Origin of the sequence: Arthrobacter globiformis (assembly GCF_046536215.2) — a bacterium.
Taxonomy (GTDB): domain Bacteria; phylum Actinomycetota; class Actinomycetes; order Actinomycetales; family Micrococcaceae; genus Arthrobacter; species Arthrobacter globiformis_E.
The window spans coordinates 289,061-306,912 of the sequence record NZ_CM143421.1 but is presented as its reverse complement, the minus strand read 5'-3'; the positions used below and the strand labels follow the sequence as shown (position 1 = coordinate 306,912).

Sequence of the window (17,852 nt, the reverse complement as noted above, 5' to 3'; positions counted from 1 at the left end):
CCTCTAGTTTTCCGTCTTCAGAGGTGCAGACCAAATTCCACGCGCAGACCAAATTCCGCGCTGCAAGCAGAATCCCACGGCGCAGACCAAACCGGGCCGCCAACACCGCCCGCACCGGAACCGGAAAGCCTACGCTGGTGCCATGGAGTGGCAGAGCGACATCCTGGGGCCGGGCTTCGAGTCCTGCGCCTTCGACGCCGTGGGCCCGGACGGTATCCGCCGCAGGGCCACGCTGGTCCGCTTCACTCCCCCGGACGCCCCCTCTCCCCGGTCGCCCGGACGCACCGGGCGCGCCGGACCCGCAGGATCCGCAGGACGTCCGTTCCGCCGGGCCCCGCCGGGCGGTCCTGTTCCTGCACGGCTGGAGCGACTACTTCTTCAACGTTGAGCTGGCGCAGTTCTGGGACGCCCAGGGTTTCGAGTTCTTTGCACTGGACATGCACAACCACGGCCGCAGCCTGCAGCCGGGCATCCCTGGCGGCTACGTCGCGGATCTGGGAAACTACGACGCCGAGATCGGCACCGCGGTAGGCATGATCGCCGAATCCGGCGGGGCAGGAAACGTGCAACTCGCGCTCATGGGCCATTCCACCGGCGGCCTGGTGGCCGCCCTGTGGGCCAGCCGCAATCCCGGCACGGCGTCCCAGCTGGTCCTGAACAGCCCATGGCTGGAAATGCACGGCAGCGCCCTGGTCCGGCGGGCGGCCTGGACCATGGTGGAGCCGATCGCCCGCCTGCGGCCGGAGGCGGTGCTCAGGCTGCCGGAGCGCGGCTTCTACTGGCGGAGCATCAGCAACGCCGCCGAAGGCGAGTGGACGCTGGACGCCGCCTACCGGCCGCCCCTGGCCTTTCCTGTGCGCGCGGCCTGGCTCAGCGCCATCCTGGCCGGGCAGGCCCGGGTCGCGCGCGGCCTGGGCATCGGGGTTCCCATACTGGTCCTGCTGTCCGCAGCAAGCGAGAACGGCATGGTGTGGAACGAGGAAATGCGCCGGACGGACGCGGTGCTGGATGTCAACACCATCGCCGGGCGCGCCATGTCGCTGGGCAGGAGCGTCACCGTGGAACGCATCGACGGCGCGCTCCACGATGTGTTCCTTTCCGGCGCGGACGTGCGGGCCGACGCTTACGGACGCCTGGCCAGGTGGCTCAGGGGCTACGCCGCCTGAGCGGGCGCAGGGCATCCAGGACGAGAGGACCTAGAGGGCCTTGGCGGCGTCCACGGCCCCGCCGTACCGGCGGTCCCGCTGGGCGTAGATCTCCACCGCATCCCACAGGGTCCGGCGGTCGACGTCGGGCCACAGGGTGTCCAGGAAAACGAACTCCGCGTATGCGGACTGCCACAGCATGAAGTTGGACAGGCGCTGTTCGCCGGAACTGCGAAGGAAGAGGTCGACGTCGGGGAGGTCCGGCTCGTCGAGGTACTTCTGGATGGTCTTCTCGGTGATGGCATTGGGCTTGAGCCGCCCGTCGGCCACGTCCCGGGCAATGGCGGACACGGCGTCGGCGATTTCCGCCCGGCCGCCGTAGTTCACGCACATGGTCAGCGTGCAGGTACTGTTTCCGGCGGTGTACTCCTCCGCCTCCTCGAGTTCGCGGATCACCGAGCCCCAGAGCCGGGGACGCCGGCCGGACCAGCGGATCCGCACGCCCCAGTCATCCAGCTGGTTGCGCTGCCTGCGCAGCACCTCCTTGTTGAATCCCATCAGGAAGCGGACTTCCTCCGGGGACCGTCGCCAGTTCTCCGTGGAGAAGGCGTACACGCTGACGTATTCGATGCCCAGCTCAATGGCGCCGGCCACGACGTCCAGCAGTGCCGGCTCCCCCGCCTTGTGGCCCTCGATCCGCGGCAAGCCGCGCTGGTTGGCCCACCTGCCGTTGCCGTCCATCACAATCGCCACGTGCCGGGGCACGAACTCGGCCGGAATGGACGGTGGAACCGCCCCCGAGGAGTGCGGGTACGGGGCCACCACCGGGGTGGTGCGGCGCCGGGCAGGACTGGTCTTCTTTCCCAAGGACACTGTTAGGTACGCTCCACATGTTTGAGGGATTTCAGGACACGCTCCAGGTGCCACTGCAGATAGCTTGCCACCAAGCCCGCGGATTCGCGGCGGTGGAGCGGAAGCGAGGCATCCGCCGTCGTCCAGTCCCCGGTGAGCAGCGCACCCAGCAGGGACACCGTTTCCGGTGCCGGCGCCGGCGACCCCGGCGGGCGGCAACCGCCGCAGACCATGCCGCCGATCGGGGCAGAGAAGGCAGTGTGCGGTCCGGGCGCACCGCAGCGTGCGCAGACGGTGAAGCTGGGTGCCCAGCCGCCGGTGGAAAGGGCACGCAGGAGGTAGGAATCCAGGATCAGCTCCGGCGCGTGATCCCCGCGGCTCAGCGAGGCCAGGGCGCCGACCAGCAGGTTGTACTGCGCGGTTCCGGCTTCGCCGTCGACGTCGGTCAGCTTTTCGGCGGTCTCGGTCATGGCCGCTGCCACCGTGTACCGCCCGTAGTCGGCGGCGATGTTGCCCCCGTAGGCCCCTTTCGCGGCGGCCTGCGTCACGATGTCGAGGGTCTTACCGGAGACGAGCTGGAGGTCCGCCACCATGAAGGGCTCCAGGCGGGCGCCGAAGCGGCTGGTGGTCCGCCGGACCCCTTTGGCCACCGCCCGGACCTGGCCGTGGTGCTTGGTGAGCAGGGTGATGATGCGGTCCGCCTCGCCCAGCTTGTGGGTGCGCAACACCACGGCGTCGTCGCGGTAGCTGCGTGCTGCAAATGATGATTGGACCACGCTTTATCTTCCCATTGACTCAATAAAAACAGCTGAGCCGCCGAAACAGCTGCGCCGCCGGCATGGACCGGCGGCGCAGCTGTCAGGAAGCTCAGGCCTGGGCGTCCCGGATGGCCCGGTTCACCGCAGAGATGACTGCCTTCAGCGCCGAGGTGCTGGTGTTGGAATCGATGCCGACGCCCCACAGAACACGTTCCCCGACGGCGCATTCGACGTAGGCCGCGGCGAGGGCGCTGCCGCCTTCGGACAGGGCGTGCTCGCTGTAGTCCAGCACCCGCACGTCCACGCCGTCCTGGCCGAGGATGTCCAGCAGCGCGGCGATGGGGCCGTTGCCGGTCCCGGTGCGGCTGGCGTGGGTGCCATCGACGCCGAGCGAGGCGTGCAGGGTCATGGCGCCGTCCTCGTCGGATTCGGTTTTCACCGAGCCGAGGGAGTACCGGCCCCACTGGCTTTCCGTCTTGGCGGAGGGCAGGTACTCGTCCTGGAAAATCTGCCACAGCTGGGCGCCGCTGACTTCGCCGCCGACAGTGTCCGTGCGCTTCTGGATGACGCCGGAGAATTCGATCTGCGCGCGCCGCGGCAGGTCCAGGCTGTGCTCGTTCTTCAGCAGGTAGGCCACGCCGCCCTTGCCGGACTGGGAGTTGACGCGGATCACGGCCTCGTAGCTGCGGCCGAGGTCCTTCGGGTCCACGGGCAGGTACGGAACCTGCCAGGTGAAGTCGCTGACGTCCTTGCCCGCGGCGGCCGCGTCCTTCTCCAGGGCTTCGAGGCCCTTCTTGATGGCGTCCTGGTGGGAACCGGAGAACGCGGTGAAGACGAGGTCGCCGCCGTAGGGGGCACGCTCCGCGACGGGCAGCTGGTTGCAGTACTCCGCGGTGCGCCGGACGTCGTCGATGTCGGAGAAGTCAATCATCGGGTCGATGCCCTGCACGAACATGTTCAGGCCGAGGGTGACCAGGTCCACGTTGCCGGTGCGCTCACCGTTGCCGAACAGGCAGCCTTCAATGCGGTCGGCACCGGCCTGGTAGCCCAGCTCAGCTGCGGCCACGCCGGTACCGCGGTCGTTGTGCGGGTGCAGCGAGAGGATGATGCCTTCGCGCGGGTGCAGGTGCCGGCTCATCCACTCGATGGAGTCCGCGTAGACGTTCGGCGTGGCCATTTCCACGGTGGCGGGCAGGTTGATGATCACCTGGCGGTCCGCGGAGGCCTCAAAGACGTCGGCGACGGCGTTGCAGACGCGGACCGCGTACTCCAGCTCGGTGCCGGTGAAGGACTCCGGTGAGTACTCGTAGGTGATGTGGGTGTCGCCCAGCGTTTCCTCGTACTTCTTGCAGAGGCGGGCGCCCTGCAGGGCGATGTCCAGGATGCCGTCCTCGTCCTGGTTGAACACCACGCGGCGCTGCAGGACGGAGGTGGAGTTGTACAGGTGCACGATGGCCTGCTTGGCGCCCACCAGGGACTCGTAGGTCCGCTCAATGAGGTGTTCGCGGGCCTGGGTCAGCACCTGGATGGTGACGTCGTCCGGGATGTGGTTGCCCTCGATCAGCTGGCGGACGAAGTCGAAGTCGGTCTGGGACGCGGAGGGGAAGCCGACTTCGATTTCCTTGTAGCCCATGCGGACCAGCAGGTCGAACATCTTCATCTTGCGCGCCGGGCTCATGGGGTCGATCAGTGCCTGGTTACCGTCCCGCAGGTCCACTGCGCACCAGCGCGGCGCGGTGGTGATGATTTTGTCCGGCCACGTGCGGTCCGGCAGATCGACCTTGATCTGGTCCTGGAAGGGGACGTAGCGGTGGATCGGCATTCCCGAGGGCTTCTGTGCGTTTCGCATTAATCTGGCCTTTTCTGTGATTCCTGAGTGAAAGGGTGGCCGGGCAACACAAACTCCGCGACGAGGGTGGGCCTTGCGCTAGATCGCGTCTGAGGCCTCGCCGCGGCAGCTAAGAAGAAGGAGCTCTGCACGCACCATTTCACAGTAACACGGGTGCGTAAGATGAAGGGGCAACACCTCCAGCAACGTCCACCATGCAGACGCTGCACCGGTGAAAGTGCCGGCGCAGCCCGTCATCGAAGGAGCTCCTGTGCCAATTTCGGGGATCGCCCTGTCAAACATCGACCGCAGCGTGAGGCCACAGGACGACCTCTACCAGCATGTGAACGGCGCCTGGTTGAAGGACACCACCATCCCTGACGACCGTCCGCTGGAAGGCACCTTCACCGCCCTTCGCGACGGCTCCGAGCTGGCAGTGCGGGAAATCATCGAGGAAGCCGCCGCCAAGGGTTCCGAGGCCAGCGGCATCGAGCGGAAAATCGGCGACCTGTACAGCAGCTTCATGGACGAGGCCGCCGTCGAGGCCAAGGGCATGGACCCCATCCGGGGCCGTCTGGCCGAGGTGTTCGCCACCGCCAGCATTTCCGAGCTGCTGGCCCTGGCCGGCCGGCTCTTCCGTGCCGACGTGTCCGGGCTCTTCTACATCTACCCGGCACCCGACGCCGGCAACCCCGACCGCGTCCTCCTGTACACGGGCCAGGGGGGCCTCGGGCTTCCGGACGAGTCCTACTACCGTGAAGAGAAATTCGCCCCGGTGGTGGAATCCTACCGGGAATACGTGGGCACCATGTTCGGCCTGGCCGGCGTGGCCGATCCCGAGGGTGCCGCAGCCCGGGTGCTGGCGCTGGAGACCTCCCTTGCCTCGCACCACTGGGACAACGTCACGCTCCGCGACCCGCAGAAAACCTACAACCTGAAGTCGGCCGACCAGGCACGCGAGCTGTTCCCGCTGCTGGACACGTGGTTTGACGCAGCGGACATCGCTGCCGACAAGCGGCAGGAGATCGTGGTCAGCACCCCTGACTTCTTCGCCGGCGCCGCGGCGCTGCTGGCCTCGGAATCCCTGCCGGTGTGGCAGGAGTGGCTTGCCCTGCGGGTCATCAACTCGGCTGCGCCCTACCTCTCGTCCACTTTTGTGGACACGAACTTCGCCTTCTACGGCACCACCATCAGCGGCACCCCGCGGAACAAGGACCGCTGGAAGCGGGGCGTCGCCGTCGTCGAGGCCGCTCTGGGCGAGGCCGTGGGCCAGATCTATGTGGCCCGGCACTTCCCCGAGGGCCACAAGGCCCGCATGCAGACCCTGGTGGGGAAACTGATCGAGGCCTACCGGCAGAGCATCAGCGGCCTGGAATGGATGGGCGAGGACACCAAGGCCGAGGCGCTCCGGAAACTGGGGGCATTCCGGGCGAAGATCGGCTTCCCGGACGAGTGGATCGACTACTCCGCCGTGGTCATCGACCCCGCGGACCTGCTCGGCAACGTCGAGCGGGCCCACAACGCCGACGTCGACCGGCACCTTGATGAGGTGGGCAAGCCGGTTGACCACAACAAGTGGCTCATGACCCCGCAGACCGTCAACGCGTACTACCACCCGATGCTGAACGAGATCGTCTTCCCGGCGGCCATCCTCCAGCCGCCCTTCTTCACCGCCGAAGCGGACGACGCCGTGAACTACGGCGGCATCGGGGCCGTGATCGGGCACGAGATCGGCCACGGCTTCGACGACCAGGGCTCGCAGTTCGACGGCACCGGCGAGCTGCGCAACTGGTGGACCGAGGACGACCGCAAGGCCTTCGAAGCGCTGACCGGACGCCTCGTGGACCAGTTCGAGGCACTGTCCCCGTATGCAGCGCCCGGACACAACGTCAACGGCAAGCTCACGCTGGGCGAGAACATCGGGGACCTGGGCGGCCTGACGATTGCGCACAAGGCCTACCGCCTGAGCCTCGACGGCCAGGAACCTCCGGTGCTCGACGGGCTGACGGGTGAACAGCGCTTCTTCGCCTCCTGGGCCGCGGGCTGGCGCCAGGTGATCCGCACCGAGGAGGCCATCCGGCGCCTCGCCACGGACCCGCACTCCCCCAACGAATTCCGCACCAATGCCATTGCCAAGAACCTCGACTCCTTCCACGCCGCATTCGGCGTCACGGAGGAGGACGGCATGTGGATGCCTCCGGCGGAGCGCGTCAGCATCTGGTGAGTGCAGAAATGCCGGGCCGCCCCGTTCGGGGCGGCCCGGCATTTTTTGTGCCCGGCTGCTGGCGGCTGGCCCGTTTAGGTGGCCGGCCTGCCAGCCGGTTACTGCTGGACGATCAGCTCGGGGTTGGCCCGCTGGCAGACGGTGTCGCCTGCTGTCTGGTTGACGATGTCCTTGGGAACGGTGGTTTTGCCGTACTTGGTCCCGGACGGGAAGTCGGAGCCGAGGTACAGCTGCACTCCCGCAACGCCGGATGACGGCGCCACCTGGGCGGCCGGAATACCGAACAGGGCAGCCACATCGGCGGCGACGTCCGCGAACTCCGGCCCGTAGTAGACCATGGTCTTTGCCGTGGTGTCGGCCTCCAACTGCCCCACCTGGGTGAAGCCGCCGGCCACTACGGCCTCCACGATCTCCTGGGTCCGGGTGGCGGAGCCGGTGCCGTTCGCGACGGTGATGGGCTGCAGCGCCTTATCATACGGCGCGGCCGTGGCGGTGGGCTTCGGCGTGGCCTTGGGAGTGGAACTGGCCGACGGTGCGGGCGTCGCCGACGGTGACGGGGTTGCCTTCCCGTCTGGGTCTGTCAGGTCGACGTCCTTGCGCAGGGCCGCGAACAGCTGTGCCGCGGCCGGCGCGGCTTCCAGCCGGTTGGGATCGCTGGTGGCCGGGATGGTCGGCATCGCCACAAAGGCGACCTTCCCGACGTCGATCGACTTCAGCCGGTTGGCGATGGTGATCATCGACGGCACGGAGGCGAGGCCCTCGTCGACCGTCAGGTTCTTGGTGATGACGTCTGCGATGTTCAGCAGCTTCGCCGGGTTGGACAGGGTGCCGTCATCCTTGATCTTCCTGGTCAGGGAGGACAGGAAGCCCTGCTGGGCCTTGATGCGGCCGAGGTCGCCGCCGTCGCCGAACGCGTGCCGGGTGCGCAGGAACGCCAGCGCCTGCTCGCCCTGCACCTGGGAGGTGCCCTTGGGCAGCCGCAGCCGCGAGTCGGGGTCATAGACGGCGTCGCTGATGCACACCGAGACGCCGCCCACGGCGTTCGACAGCTCCTTGACGGCGTTGAAGTCCGCCATCATGAAGTGGTCCACCTCCATGCCGGTCAGCTTGTTGACGGTGTCCACGGCGCAGCCGATGCCGGCTTCCTTCATGGCCTCATTGATCATGATGCCGGTGCGGGCCGGGTACTGCTTGCCCGTCTTCTGGTCGGTGCACTTGGGGATGTCCACCAGCAGGTCGCGGGGGAAGCTGATGACGTTGACCCGCTTGTTGTCCTCCGAGATGTCCATGAGCATCATGACGTCGGAGTTGCCGTAGCCGGTGGAATCCGCGGTGCTGCCGTAATTGGAGTTCTTGCCGTCGCGGGTGTCGGAGCCCAGGATCAGGATCTGCAGCCTGCCGGTCGCGTCGTCCGTGGTGTCCGTGCGGCTGCTGCCGGCGCCCAGCGCAGACGTGGAGATGTTGGACTGCAGCCTGAAGTACCAGTAGCCGGCAAAGGCCAGGCCGCCGGCCAGGACCACGGCGACGACGGCGGTGGTCACCTTGAGCCACGTGGGCATGTGGCGGACATTCAGGTGCCGGGCAGCGCCCAGCCGGGAGTCCTCGGCATGCCGGGCAGCTGGCTCGGAGCGGGCGGGTGTGCCCGGTCCTTGGGCGCGGTTGTCGCGGCGTCGCACCACAGGGTGTACCTTCCTCGAAAAAATGGGATCCGGCCTATTTTAGTAGCCGTTTCTGGGAAAACCCCGGAAACCCGGCGTTCGCGGCCCGGCGCGCGGGCGCCGGGCCGGTCAGAACCCGAGTTTCACCAGCTGCTTGGGGTCGCGCTGCCAGTCCTTGGCCACCTTGACGTGCAGGTCGAGGTAGATGCGGGTGCCCAGGAGCGCCTCTATGCCCTTGCGGGCGTTAGTGCCGACCTCGCGGAGGCGGCTTCCGCCCTTGCCGATGATGATCGCCTTCTGCGACGGGCGCTCCACGTAGAGGTTGACGCGGACGTCCAGGAGCGGGTTGTCCTCAGTCCGGCCCTCGCGCGGCACGATCTCCTCCACCACCACGGCCAGGGAGTGCGGCAGCTCGTCTCGCACGCCCTCCAGCGCGGCCTCGCGGATGAGTTCGGCCACCATGACGGCCTCGGGTTCATCGGTCAGCTCGCCGTCCGGATAGAGCGGGGGCGACGGCGGCATGTGGCTGATCAGGACGTCCGCCACCGTGCCCACCTGGAAGCCGTCCGCGGCCGAGACCGGAACGATGTCCTTCCAGCCGTCCTCGCCCAATACTTCCCTGCCGAGCTCGGCGACGGCCAGCAACTGCTCCGTCAGGGCCTGCTTGTCCACCAGGTCCGCCTTGGTCACGAGGGCAATCACCGGCTTGCGGCCTACCGCGGCGAGCTGGGCGGCGATGAACTTGTCACCGGGGCCGATCTTCTCGTTGGCCGGGATGCAGAACCCGATGGCGTCCACCTCTGAGAGCGTGTCGGCGACGAGGTCGTTGAGCCGCTTTCCCAGCAGGGTGCGCGGCCGGTGAAGGCCGGGGGTGTCCACGAGGATCAGCTGGGCGTCTTCGCGGTGGACGATGCCGCGGATGGTGTGCCGCGTCGTCTGCGGCTTAGCGGAGGTGATGGCCACCTTCTTGCCCACCAGGGCGTTGGTGAGGGTGGATTTGCCGGCGTTCGGCCGGCCCACCAGCACCGAGAATCCGGCATGGTACCCGCCGAACGGTTCGCCACCGTCGGCCTTATTCTGCTTGCTCACGTGGAACTCCCTGTTGCATTGATTCGGCCTCGTCGAGAAGTTCGTCAAGGTCAGTATTGTTTGGCACGGGGCCTTTCGGGGCGGCGCCCGCAATGATATGGCTGACGCGGTTCCGGCGGCCTTCCAGCCGCTCGGCGCGCAGCGAAACGCCGTCGACATCCACCGCGCTGCCCACGATCGGGACCCGGCCCAGTGCCTTGGCCAGCAGGCCGCCCACGGTGTCTACCTCGTCGTCGTCGAGTTCGATGCCGAACAGTTCGCCAAGGTCGTCGATCCCCATCCGGGCGCTGACCCGGAATGTTCCGTCGCCCAGATCGACGACGGCGGCGCTCTCCGAGTCGTACTCGTCCACGATTTCGCCGACGAGCTCTTCGATCAGGTCCTCGAGCGTCACCAGCCCCGCGGTGCCGCCGTATTCGTCGATGACGATGGCCACGTGCGTGGACTCCTTCTGCAGTTCCCGCAGGAGGTCGCTCACCGGCTTGGAATCCGGCACGTAGCGGACCTCGCGGGCCAGCACGTCCACCACGGGCGGCTCGGCCTCGGGGTCCATGCCGTGGATCGCGGCCGCCACGTCCTTGAGGTAGATGATGCCCAGGATCTGGTCGGTGTTCTCGCCGATGACCGGGATTCTGGAGTACCCGGACCGGAGGAACAGTGCCATCGCGCTGTGCAGGCTCGAGCCGGCGTCGATGGTCAGGATGTCCGTCCGCGGCACCATGACGGCGCGGACCAGGGTGTCGCCGAACTCGAAGACGGACTGGATGAGTTCGGCCTCGTTGTCCTCGATCATGTCCGACTCGGTGGCCCGGTCAACCAGCTCGCGGAACTCCTCCTCGCTGAAGTAGGAGTCGTCACCGTTGGGTGAACCCGGGGCCACGGCGCTGCCCAGCCGGACCAGCCAGGCGGGAATCGGCCCGAGTATCCACGCCAGGAACCGGACCAGCGATGCCGAATACCGCGCCACGGCGGCCGGATGGGAGCGGCCCAGCTGGCGCGGCGAGACACCCACCAGCACAAACCCGAGCACCGCCATGATGCCTGTCGCGGCCAGGCCGGCAAGCCAGACGTTGTCCAGCAGGCTGTAAAGCAGCACGGCCACGGCCACGGCGGAGGCCGATTCGAACCAGATCCGCCAGAAACGCAGTGCGCGCATGTGCGTCATCGGCTGGTCGAGGATCCTCCGCAACGCCGGGCCCTGGCTCCCCTGCACGGCTTGCTCGGCATCGTGGCGCGGAAGAAAGCTGAACGCCGCCTCGGCAGCCGTCAGCAGCGCTGCGGCACCGAGAAACGCCAGCGCCATGCAGACAAGGAGCAGGGAGGTCACTGGGTGGTCTCGGCCGGTGCTTCTTTGCCGGTGAATGCCGTCAGCAGTTCGCGCTGCAGGCCGAACATTTCTGCCTTCTCCTCGGGTTCGGCGTGGTCATAGCCGAGCAGGTGGAGGATTCCGTGCGTGGTCAGCAGCAGCATCTCGTCCTGCATGGAGTGCCCGGCATTCCGGGCCTGGACCTCGGCCACCTGCGGGCAGATGGCAATGTCGCCAAGCATCCCCTGCGGCGTCGGCTTGTCCGGGGTGCCCGGGGTCAGCTCGTCCATGGGCACGGACAGCACGTCGGTGGCTCCGGGCTCATCCATCAGTTCGATGTGCAGCTTTTCCATGGCCGGTTCGTCCACGAGCAGGATGGACAGCTCCGCCTGCGGATGGATGTACAGCTGTTCGAAGATGAAGCGTGCCAGCGCCACCAGGCGGGGTTCGTCCACCTTGATGCCGGATTCGTTGTTAACTTCGATGCTCATGCGTGCTCTCCCGTCGTTCCCGGGGAACGGAATGCTTGACCCGGTTGCGTTGTGCTTCGTCCCAGATGCTGTAGGCGTTGACGATGTCCCCCACCAGGCGGTGGCGGACGACGTCAGCGGCGTCCAGGACAGAGAAGCTGACATCGTCGATTCCGGTGAGGATCTCCTCGACGATGCGCAGACCGGAGCGGGTCCCGAAGGGAAGGTCCACCTGCGTGACGTCGCCGGTGACCACCATCTTGGAGCCGAAGCCGAGCCGGGTCAGGAACATCTTCATCTGTTCCGGCGTGGTGTTCTGTGCCTCGTCAAGGATGATGAAGGCATCGTTCAGCGTCCGGCCCCTCATGTAGGCCAGCGGCGCCACCTCGATGGTACCGGCCGCCATCAGCCGGGGAATGGATTCCGGGTCCATCATGTCGTGCAGCGCGTCGTACAGCGGCCGCAGGTACGGGTCGATCTTGTCGCTGAGCGTGCCGGGAAGGAACCCCAGCCGTTCGCCCGCTTCGACAGCGGGGCGGGTGAGGATGATCCGGCTGACTTCCTTCTGCTGCAGGGCCTGCACCGCCTTCGCCACCGCGAGGTAGGTCTTGCCGGTACCGGCCGGGCCGATGCCGAAGATCACGGTGTTCGCGTCGATGGCGTCCACGTAGTTCTTCTGGTTCAGCGTCTTGGGCCGGATGGTCTTGCCGCGGCTGGAGAGGATGTCGTGGGTCAGCACCTCCACCGGATTCTGCAGCGACTGGCTGCGGAGCAGCGAGACCAGCTGCTGGAGAACCGACGGCGTGATAACGGTGCCCCGGGCCACGAGACCGCGGACCTCGTGGAGCAGGCGCATGATCCGCGGAACGTCGGCCGCGGGTCCGTTGATGGAGAGTTCATTGCCGCGGACGTGGAAACTGACGGCCGGGAACTGGTCTTCGATGAAGCGGAGGGCCTCGTCGTGGCTTCCCAGCGACTGCACCATCTGATCAGAGTTATCGAAGATGACCACCTCCGTCCGGACACCGGGGAGAGTATGGGGGAATTCGCCCGTGGTTCGGTCCCCCGTGTTGAGGCGGCGCTTTCCGTTTGCTGATTCAGTCATGGTGACGGCCCGCGGGCCTTAGGTTCCCTCCAGTTCGGAATATAACTCGTTTGCGTCCTTACATCTTACGCCAGCGCCCGCCCCGGCCTGCCGTCCTGGAAGGTCACGGCGGACCGCATTTTTGTAACGCGTTCCCGCAATTAGGTATCAACTTTGTATCGGCCTCATATCGTTCCCGTTGCAGTTAGGCCGCCCGCCGCGAAAGGCGCCCAGCACCGCAACGTCTCGTGTAATGCTGGAAAAGGAGCCCGCCGGCAACGGTCCGGCGTGCCCGCACGCAACTGCTCATGTGAAGGGATCGCCAGCATCAGTCAGCCAGGAACTCCGGGCCGGAAAGTACCGCGGACGCGCTCCGTGCTGCTGTCCGCGCTGCTTCCGGCTGTCCTGCTGCTGTCAGGGTGCATCGCCGATCCCGATCCCTCGGTGACCTCCGCAAACTCCCCGACGTCCTCGTCGCGCCGGGCCGCCGGCGCGGACGGCGTTCCCACCACCAGCGCGCCGCTGGAAACAACGCAGTCGTCCAACAAGGCGCCGGTCTACTGGATCGGGCGGAGCAACAGCAATGTCTTCCTGTACCGCGAGTTCCGTGACGTTCCTGACGATGAGAACCCGATCACCCGGGCCCTGCGCGCCATGATGTCCGAGACACCGCTGGATCCTGACTACTTCACGCCGTGGCAGAACCCCAAGAACCTCGCCACGTCGATCTCGGGCACCAACGTCATCACGGTGGACGTCTCCGCGGATGCCTTTAACAGCAACCTCGACGCGGACATGGCCCAGCGCGCCATCCAGCAACTGGTGTACACCGCGACGGCCGCCGGAGCCAGCTCGGGCCTGATCGACGCCGGCCAGCAAATCGAAGTGGTGATCCTGGTGGACGGGCACACCGATTACCTGGCGTTCAAGCACGTCAAGCTCGGCGCCCCCACCTCGCGCAGCGCCGGAATGGTGGCGCCGGTGTGGATCATTGATCCGCAGCAGGGCACCCAGGTCGGCGACGGCCGGGTCAAGATCTCCGGGCGAAGCACCGTCCCCAACGGCAAACTCCACTGGCGCATCCTCAAGGTCCATGACAATGGCGACAAGGAAAGCTACCTGACCGGCGAAGCCAGGGCCGCGGCTGATCCGGCGTCATCGGGAATCTTCGGCATCACGGTCAACCTCGCCCCCGGGAACTACGAGGTGCGCGTGTCGCAGGTCGACCCGGGCAAGCCCGAGGACGAACTCAACGTGGACTCGCGCGGGTTCACGGTCCGCTAGCTCCACCGTTCGCCGGCTGCGCTGGCGGTCCCCGCCAGCGTTCAGTTCGCTGGACTTACCAGCGGCCCGGACTTTACCAGCGACCGAGGACGTCGCTGGCAACCACGACGCCGGCCGGTCCCGCCGTCGACGACCGCAGCACGTGCGGTCCCAACAGGGCCGTTACCGCCCCTGCGCTGCACAGCCGGGTGACCTCGCGCGGGCTGATGCCGCCCTCCGGACCGACTATGAGGAAAATCTCGCCGGGTCCGGACGCCTCCTGCCGCTCCTCGGACCACTTGCCGAGGACCCGCCGCAGCGGCGTAACAGCGTCTTCGTGCAGGATCACGGCGAGGCCGGCTTCCGCCACTTCCCTCGCCAGGGCCTGGGTGTCGACGGCGGGGCGCACCTCGGGTATCCAGGCGCGGCGCGCCTGCTTGGCGGCCGCCGTCACGGCGGACTGCCATTTCCCGTGTGCTTTGGCTGCCCGCTCACCCTTCCACCTGACGATGGAGCGTTCCGACTGCCAGGGGATCACGGCGTCGATGCCCAGCTCGGTGGCGGTTTCGATCGCCAGCTCGTCCCGGTCCCCCTTGGCGAGGGCCTGCACGAGCACCAGGCGGACGTCCGGCCGCGGTTCCACGCTGACGGAGGTGCACTCAACCGTCAGTTCGGCGGGGGCAGCATCGGTCACGGTGCCGGTGATGCGCTTCCCCGCGCCGTCGGCAATGTCCACCTGCTCCCCCACGGCCAGGCGCTTGACGGTGACCGCGTGCCGGGCCTCGGCGCCGTCGAGGACGAACACCGAGCCGGGCGCGGTGCTATCCAGCGCGCCGGCCGGCGTGAAGAATACGGGGTTGCTCACCGCTACAGGTTACCGAGGCGGTCCCGCAGCTTGGCGAAGACGCCGCCGCTCGCTGCGAGCTTGCCCTCGGAAAACTGCTCGCCGCGGAGCTTGGCCAGCTGCCGGAGCAGGTCCTCCTGAGCGGGGTCGAGCTTGGACGGTGTTTCCACCTGCAGGTGGACCTTGAGGTCGCCGCGGCCGTAACCGCGCAGGTGGGTGACACCGAGGCCGCGCAGGGTGATGATCTCGCCGGACTGCGTGCCCGCCTTGACGTCGATCTCCTGCTTGCCGTCGAAGGTCTCCAGGCTCAGTTCCGTGCCGAGGGCGGCGGCGGTCATGGGGATGTTCAGGGTGGCGTGGAGGTCGTCGCCCTCGCGGATGTAAGTGGAGTCGTTGTTGACCCGGATCTCGACGTAGAGGTCGCCGGACGGGCCGCCCGCGGGGCCGGCCTCGCCCTGGCCGGAGAGCTGGATCCGTGTTCCGGTGGCCACACCGGCCGGGACCTTGATCGTCAGGGAACGGCGGCTGCGGATGCGGCCCTGGCCGCTGCACTCGTTGCAGGGGTCCTTGATGACCGTGCCGAAGCCTTCGCAGGAACCGCAGGGGGCCGCGGTCATGACCTGGCCGAGGATGGAACGGACCGCCCGCTGCACCTGGCCGCTGCCGCCGCAGATGTCGCAGCGTTCCGGGTGGCTGCCCTCGCGGCAGCAGGATCCTTCACAGGTGGGGCAAGTGACGGCCGTGTCCACTTCCAGCTTCTTGTTGACGCCGAAAACGGCGTCGCGCAGGTCGATGCGGACGCTGATGAGCGCGTCCTGGCCGCGGCGGACACGGGACGCGGGCCCGGAGGTTCCGCCGGCGCCGAAGAAGGTGTCAAAGATGTCCTGGAACGCGAAGCCCTGGCCGGCGTAGCCGCCGCCGAAGCCGTTGTCGGTTCCGTTCTCGTTGCCCGTGGTGTCATAGACCCTTCGCTTCTGCGGATCGGACAGCACCTCGTAGGCGTGGGTGACGGCCTTGAACCGTTCAGCGGCGTCTTCCCCGGGATTAACGTCCGGGTGAAGCGAGCGGGCCAGCTTGCGGTAGGCCTTTTTGATCTCCTCGCCGGTGGCTTCCGGGGAGACTCCAAGAACGTCGTAGTGGCTGCTCAAAGTTCGTATCTCTTCCTGGTTGTACTGCCTGGGGTCAAAGGATGTCCGGGGCGTGCGGTCACGGGCCCAGAATCCTCGAAAGGTAGCGGGCCACCGCGCGCACGGCGGCCATGGTGGTGGGATAGTCCATCCGTGTGGGGCCGAGGATGCCCACCTTGGCGGTGGCGTCGGGGCCGTAGCCGGTGGCCACCACCGACGCCTCGGCCAGCCCGTCGTAGGGGTTTTCCCGGCCGATGCTGACGGCCACGCCGCGCGGGTCCTGCGCCATGTCGCTCAGGAGCCGCAGCATTACCACCTGTTCCTCGAGTGCTTCCAGCACGGGACCGATACTGAGCGGGAAGTCCACGTTGGACCGCGCCAGGTTGGCCGTTCCGGCCAGCACCATCCGGTCTTCCCGGCTGTTGTGGGCGAGACCCTCCAGTCCCTTGCCCAGGGCCATGGCAGCGTGGCGCTCGGCCGGCGTGCAGCCGGCCACCACGGCGGCCAGGTGCTGGGGCAGGATGGCCACCGGCGTTCCGGCCACACCGGTCAGGAACCGGGTGCGCAGCGCGGCGAGCGTGTCATCGGACAGGTCCTGGCCGGCGTCGACCACGCGCTGGTCCACCTTGCCGGAGTCGGCGATGAGGACGATCAGCACCTTCCTCGGCGCCAGCAGCACGAATTCGATGTGCCGCACCACGGCGCGGCTCAGGTGCGGGTACTGCACGACGGCGACCTGGTTGGTCAGCTGGGACAGGAGCCGGGCCGTCCGGTCCAGGACGTCGTCAAGGTCCTCCGACCCCTCGAGGAGGGTCTGGATGGCGCGCTTCTCCGCCGGGGACAAGGGCTTGACGGCAGAAATCTGGTCGACGAACAGGCGGTAGCCCTTGTCCGTCGGAATCCTGCCTGCGCTGGTGTGCGGCGCAGTGATGAGGCCCTCGTCCTCCAGGGCCGCCATGTCGTTGCGGATGGTGGCGCTGGACACGCCCAGATGGTGCCGTTCCACCAGGGCCTTGGAGCCGACAGGTTCGCGGGAATGGACATAATCCTCCACGATGGCGCGCAGCACCTCAAGCTTGCGTGGTTCGCTCACAGTCCACCTCCTTTTGGCCTTGACCGCGCCGGGCGTTGAACCTGCCCGCAGACGCTGTGGTTAGCACTCGACATGCCTAAGTGCTAACAAGTCTAATATGAGTCGCCCCGTTGTTAGCATTGGTACCGCTCCGGGCGAAATTCCGGGCGCCTGTCCCCCGGCGGCACGCCCGCGGCCGGAGTGGCTCTTTCCTAGTGCAGAGCGGTGAACGAATGCAGTATCAGACCTGGGGCCCGCAGGAGATGGCAGCGCCCGCCAAGAAGAGCCTGCCCGAGGTGCCGGTGGAACGCGGCATGGTGCTCGAGGACGTCCAGTCGGGCTGGGTGGGCGCGGTGATCCGGGTGGAGAAGTCCGGCGGCATGCACGTGGTGGCGCTCGAGGACCGCCGCGGGAAGTCCCGCTCCTTCAAACTGGGCTTCGGGTTCCTCCTGGACGGGCAGCCGATCCGCCTGATGCCCCCGGCTCCCAAGGCGAAACCCGCAGGCCACGGCACGGCCGGCCGGACGGCGTCGGGTTCGGTGCGCGTGGAAGGGCAGCGCGCCCAGGTGGCCAAGGCCAGCCGGATCTGGGTCGAAGGCAAGCATGATGCCGAACTCGTGGAAAAAGTCTGGGGCGACGACCTCCGGGTGGAGGGCATCGTCGTCGAACCTCTCCATGGCATCGACGACCTGGCGGGGGCCGTTGCCTCCTTCCGTCCCGGTCCCGGCCGGAGGCTGGGCGTCCTGGTGGATCATCTGGTCCCCGATTCCAAGGAGTCCAGGATCGCCGACGCCGTGATGGCCTCCCCCGGCGCCGCCGGGAACGTGCTGATCGTGGGCCACCCTTATGTCGACGTCTGGCAGGCGATCCGGCCGTCAGTGCTCGGAATTCCGCAGTGGCCGGTGGTGCCGCGCGGCACGGACTGGAAGACCGGTATCCTCACCGCCTTCGGCTGGCCCCATGAGACCAAGGAGGACATTGGCCTTGGCTGGCAGAAACTCCTCGGCGCCGTTCGAACCTACGCTGACCTTGAGCCCGCCCTGCTGGGCCGGGTGGAAGAGGTCATCGATTTCCTAACAGTTCCATAGCTTCCGGCCCCGCGATCCGGCGTGGGCCCGCGATTCCCCGCACG

At 67.4% G+C, this 17,852-nt stretch carries 15 protein-coding genes; 4 read left to right on the top strand and 11 right to left on the bottom strand.

The genetic code is table 11. From position 1 onward, the window contains the following. The first annotated feature begins 137 nt into the window (after nucleotides 1-137). On the top strand, nucleotides 138-1,166 hold the full coding sequence (locus tag R5O87_RS01460) for an alpha/beta hydrolase (RefSeq protein WP_462836361.1): 1,029 nt from the start codon (nucleotides 138-140) through the stop codon (nucleotides 1,164-1,166). Between the two features lie 30 nt (nucleotides 1,167-1,196). On the opposite strand, the gene R5O87_RS01455 is transcribed toward R5O87_RS01460, so the two are convergent. The 3 genes from R5O87_RS01455 to leuA all read right to left on the bottom strand — a co-directional run bounded on the left by R5O87_RS01455 (nucleotide 1,197) and on the right by leuA (nucleotide 4,604). Continuing rightward, entirely contained in the window at nucleotides 1,197-2,018 is an 822-nt protein-coding gene (locus R5O87_RS01455; RefSeq protein WP_410556092.1) for an isoprenyl transferase, read from the bottom strand. 2 nt (nucleotides 2,019-2,020) lie between these two features. Continuing rightward, nucleotides 2,021-2,773 carry a DNA repair protein RecO gene (gene recO, locus R5O87_RS01450; protein ID WP_410556091.1) on the bottom strand — a complete coding sequence of 251 codons (753 nt, stop codon included), beginning with the start codon at nucleotides 2,771-2,773 and terminating at the stop codon, nucleotides 2,021-2,023. 91 nt (nucleotides 2,774-2,864) lie between these two features. Beyond that, entirely contained in the window at nucleotides 2,865-4,604 is a 1,740-nt protein-coding gene (gene leuA / locus R5O87_RS01445; RefSeq protein ID WP_410556090.1) for a 2-isopropylmalate synthase, read from the bottom strand. A gap of 250 nt (nucleotides 4,605-4,854) precedes the next feature. Between leuA and R5O87_RS01440 the strand changes: the two genes are divergently transcribed. Continuing rightward, nucleotides 4,855-6,807: a M13 family metallopeptidase gene (locus tag R5O87_RS01440; protein WP_410556089.1), complete on the top strand. Its 1,953-nt coding sequence runs from the start codon at nucleotides 4,855-4,857 to the stop codon at nucleotides 6,805-6,807. Nucleotides 6,808-6,905: 98 nt separating this feature from the next. Here R5O87_RS01440 and R5O87_RS01435 read toward each other — a convergent pair whose 3' ends face one another. The 5 genes from R5O87_RS01435 to R5O87_RS01415 all read right to left on the bottom strand — a co-directional run bounded on the left by R5O87_RS01435 (nucleotide 6,906) and on the right by R5O87_RS01415 (nucleotide 12,435). Beyond that, the gene (locus tag R5O87_RS01435; protein ID WP_410556088.1) at nucleotides 6,906-8,486 is read right to left on the bottom strand and encodes an LCP family protein; all 1,581 of its coding nucleotides are present in this window, start codon (nucleotides 8,484-8,486) and stop codon (nucleotides 6,906-6,908) included. 108 nt (nucleotides 8,487-8,594) lie between these two features. Beyond that, nucleotides 8,595-9,554: a GTPase Era gene (era, locus tag R5O87_RS01430; RefSeq protein ID WP_410556086.1), complete on the bottom strand. Its 960-nt coding sequence runs from the start codon at nucleotides 9,552-9,554 to the stop codon at nucleotides 8,595-8,597. Next, nucleotides 9,538-10,881, bottom strand: a complete 1,344-nt coding sequence (locus R5O87_RS01425) for a hemolysin family protein (RefSeq protein ID WP_410556085.1) — start codon at nucleotides 10,879-10,881, stop codon at nucleotides 9,538-9,540. The genes era and R5O87_RS01425 overlap by 17 nt, the downstream gene beginning before the upstream one ends. After that, the gene (ybeY, locus tag R5O87_RS01420) at nucleotides 10,878-11,351 is read right to left on the bottom strand and encodes an rRNA maturation RNase YbeY (RefSeq protein WP_410556084.1); all 474 of its coding nucleotides are present in this window, start codon (nucleotides 11,349-11,351) and stop codon (nucleotides 10,878-10,880) included. The genes R5O87_RS01425 and ybeY overlap by 4 nt, the downstream gene beginning before the upstream one ends. Then, on the bottom strand, nucleotides 11,335-12,435 hold the full coding sequence (locus R5O87_RS01415; protein WP_410556083.1) for a PhoH family protein: 1,101 nt from the start codon (nucleotides 12,433-12,435) through the stop codon (nucleotides 11,335-11,337). The genes ybeY and R5O87_RS01415 overlap by 17 nt, the downstream gene beginning before the upstream one ends. A 297-nt stretch (nucleotides 12,436-12,732) precedes the next feature. Between R5O87_RS01415 and R5O87_RS01410 the strand changes: the two genes are divergently transcribed. Then, nucleotides 12,733-13,698: a GerMN domain-containing protein gene (locus R5O87_RS01410; protein ID WP_462836429.1), complete on the top strand. Its 966-nt coding sequence runs from the start codon at nucleotides 12,733-12,735 to the stop codon at nucleotides 13,696-13,698. Between the two features lie 73 nt (nucleotides 13,699-13,771). Here R5O87_RS01410 and R5O87_RS01405 read toward each other — a convergent pair whose 3' ends face one another. Genes R5O87_RS01405 through hrcA form a run of 3 tightly spaced genes read right to left on the bottom strand, consistent with a single transcriptional unit; the run spans nucleotide 13,772 to nucleotide 16,741 of the window. Next, nucleotides 13,772-14,542 carry a 16S rRNA (uracil(1498)-N(3))-methyltransferase gene (locus tag R5O87_RS01405; RefSeq protein ID WP_410556081.1) on the bottom strand — a complete coding sequence of 257 codons (771 nt, stop codon included), beginning with the start codon at nucleotides 14,540-14,542 and terminating at the stop codon, nucleotides 13,772-13,774. 2 nt (nucleotides 14,543-14,544) lie between these two features. Continuing rightward, nucleotides 14,545-15,669, bottom strand: a complete 1,125-nt coding sequence (gene dnaJ, locus R5O87_RS01400) for a molecular chaperone DnaJ (RefSeq protein ID WP_410556080.1) — start codon at nucleotides 15,667-15,669, stop codon at nucleotides 14,545-14,547. Between the two features lie 58 nt (nucleotides 15,670-15,727). After that, the gene (gene hrcA / locus R5O87_RS01395; protein ID WP_410556078.1) at nucleotides 15,728-16,741 is read right to left on the bottom strand and encodes a heat-inducible transcriptional repressor HrcA; all 1,014 of its coding nucleotides are present in this window, start codon (nucleotides 16,739-16,741) and stop codon (nucleotides 15,728-15,730) included. A 212-nt stretch (nucleotides 16,742-16,953) separates the two neighbouring features. On the opposite strand from hrcA, the gene R5O87_RS01390 reads away from it, so the two are divergent. Continuing rightward, entirely contained in the window at nucleotides 16,954-17,808 is an 855-nt protein-coding gene (locus R5O87_RS01390; RefSeq protein WP_410556077.1) for a DUF3097 domain-containing protein, read from the top strand. Nucleotides 17,809-17,852: the final 44 nt, after the last annotated feature.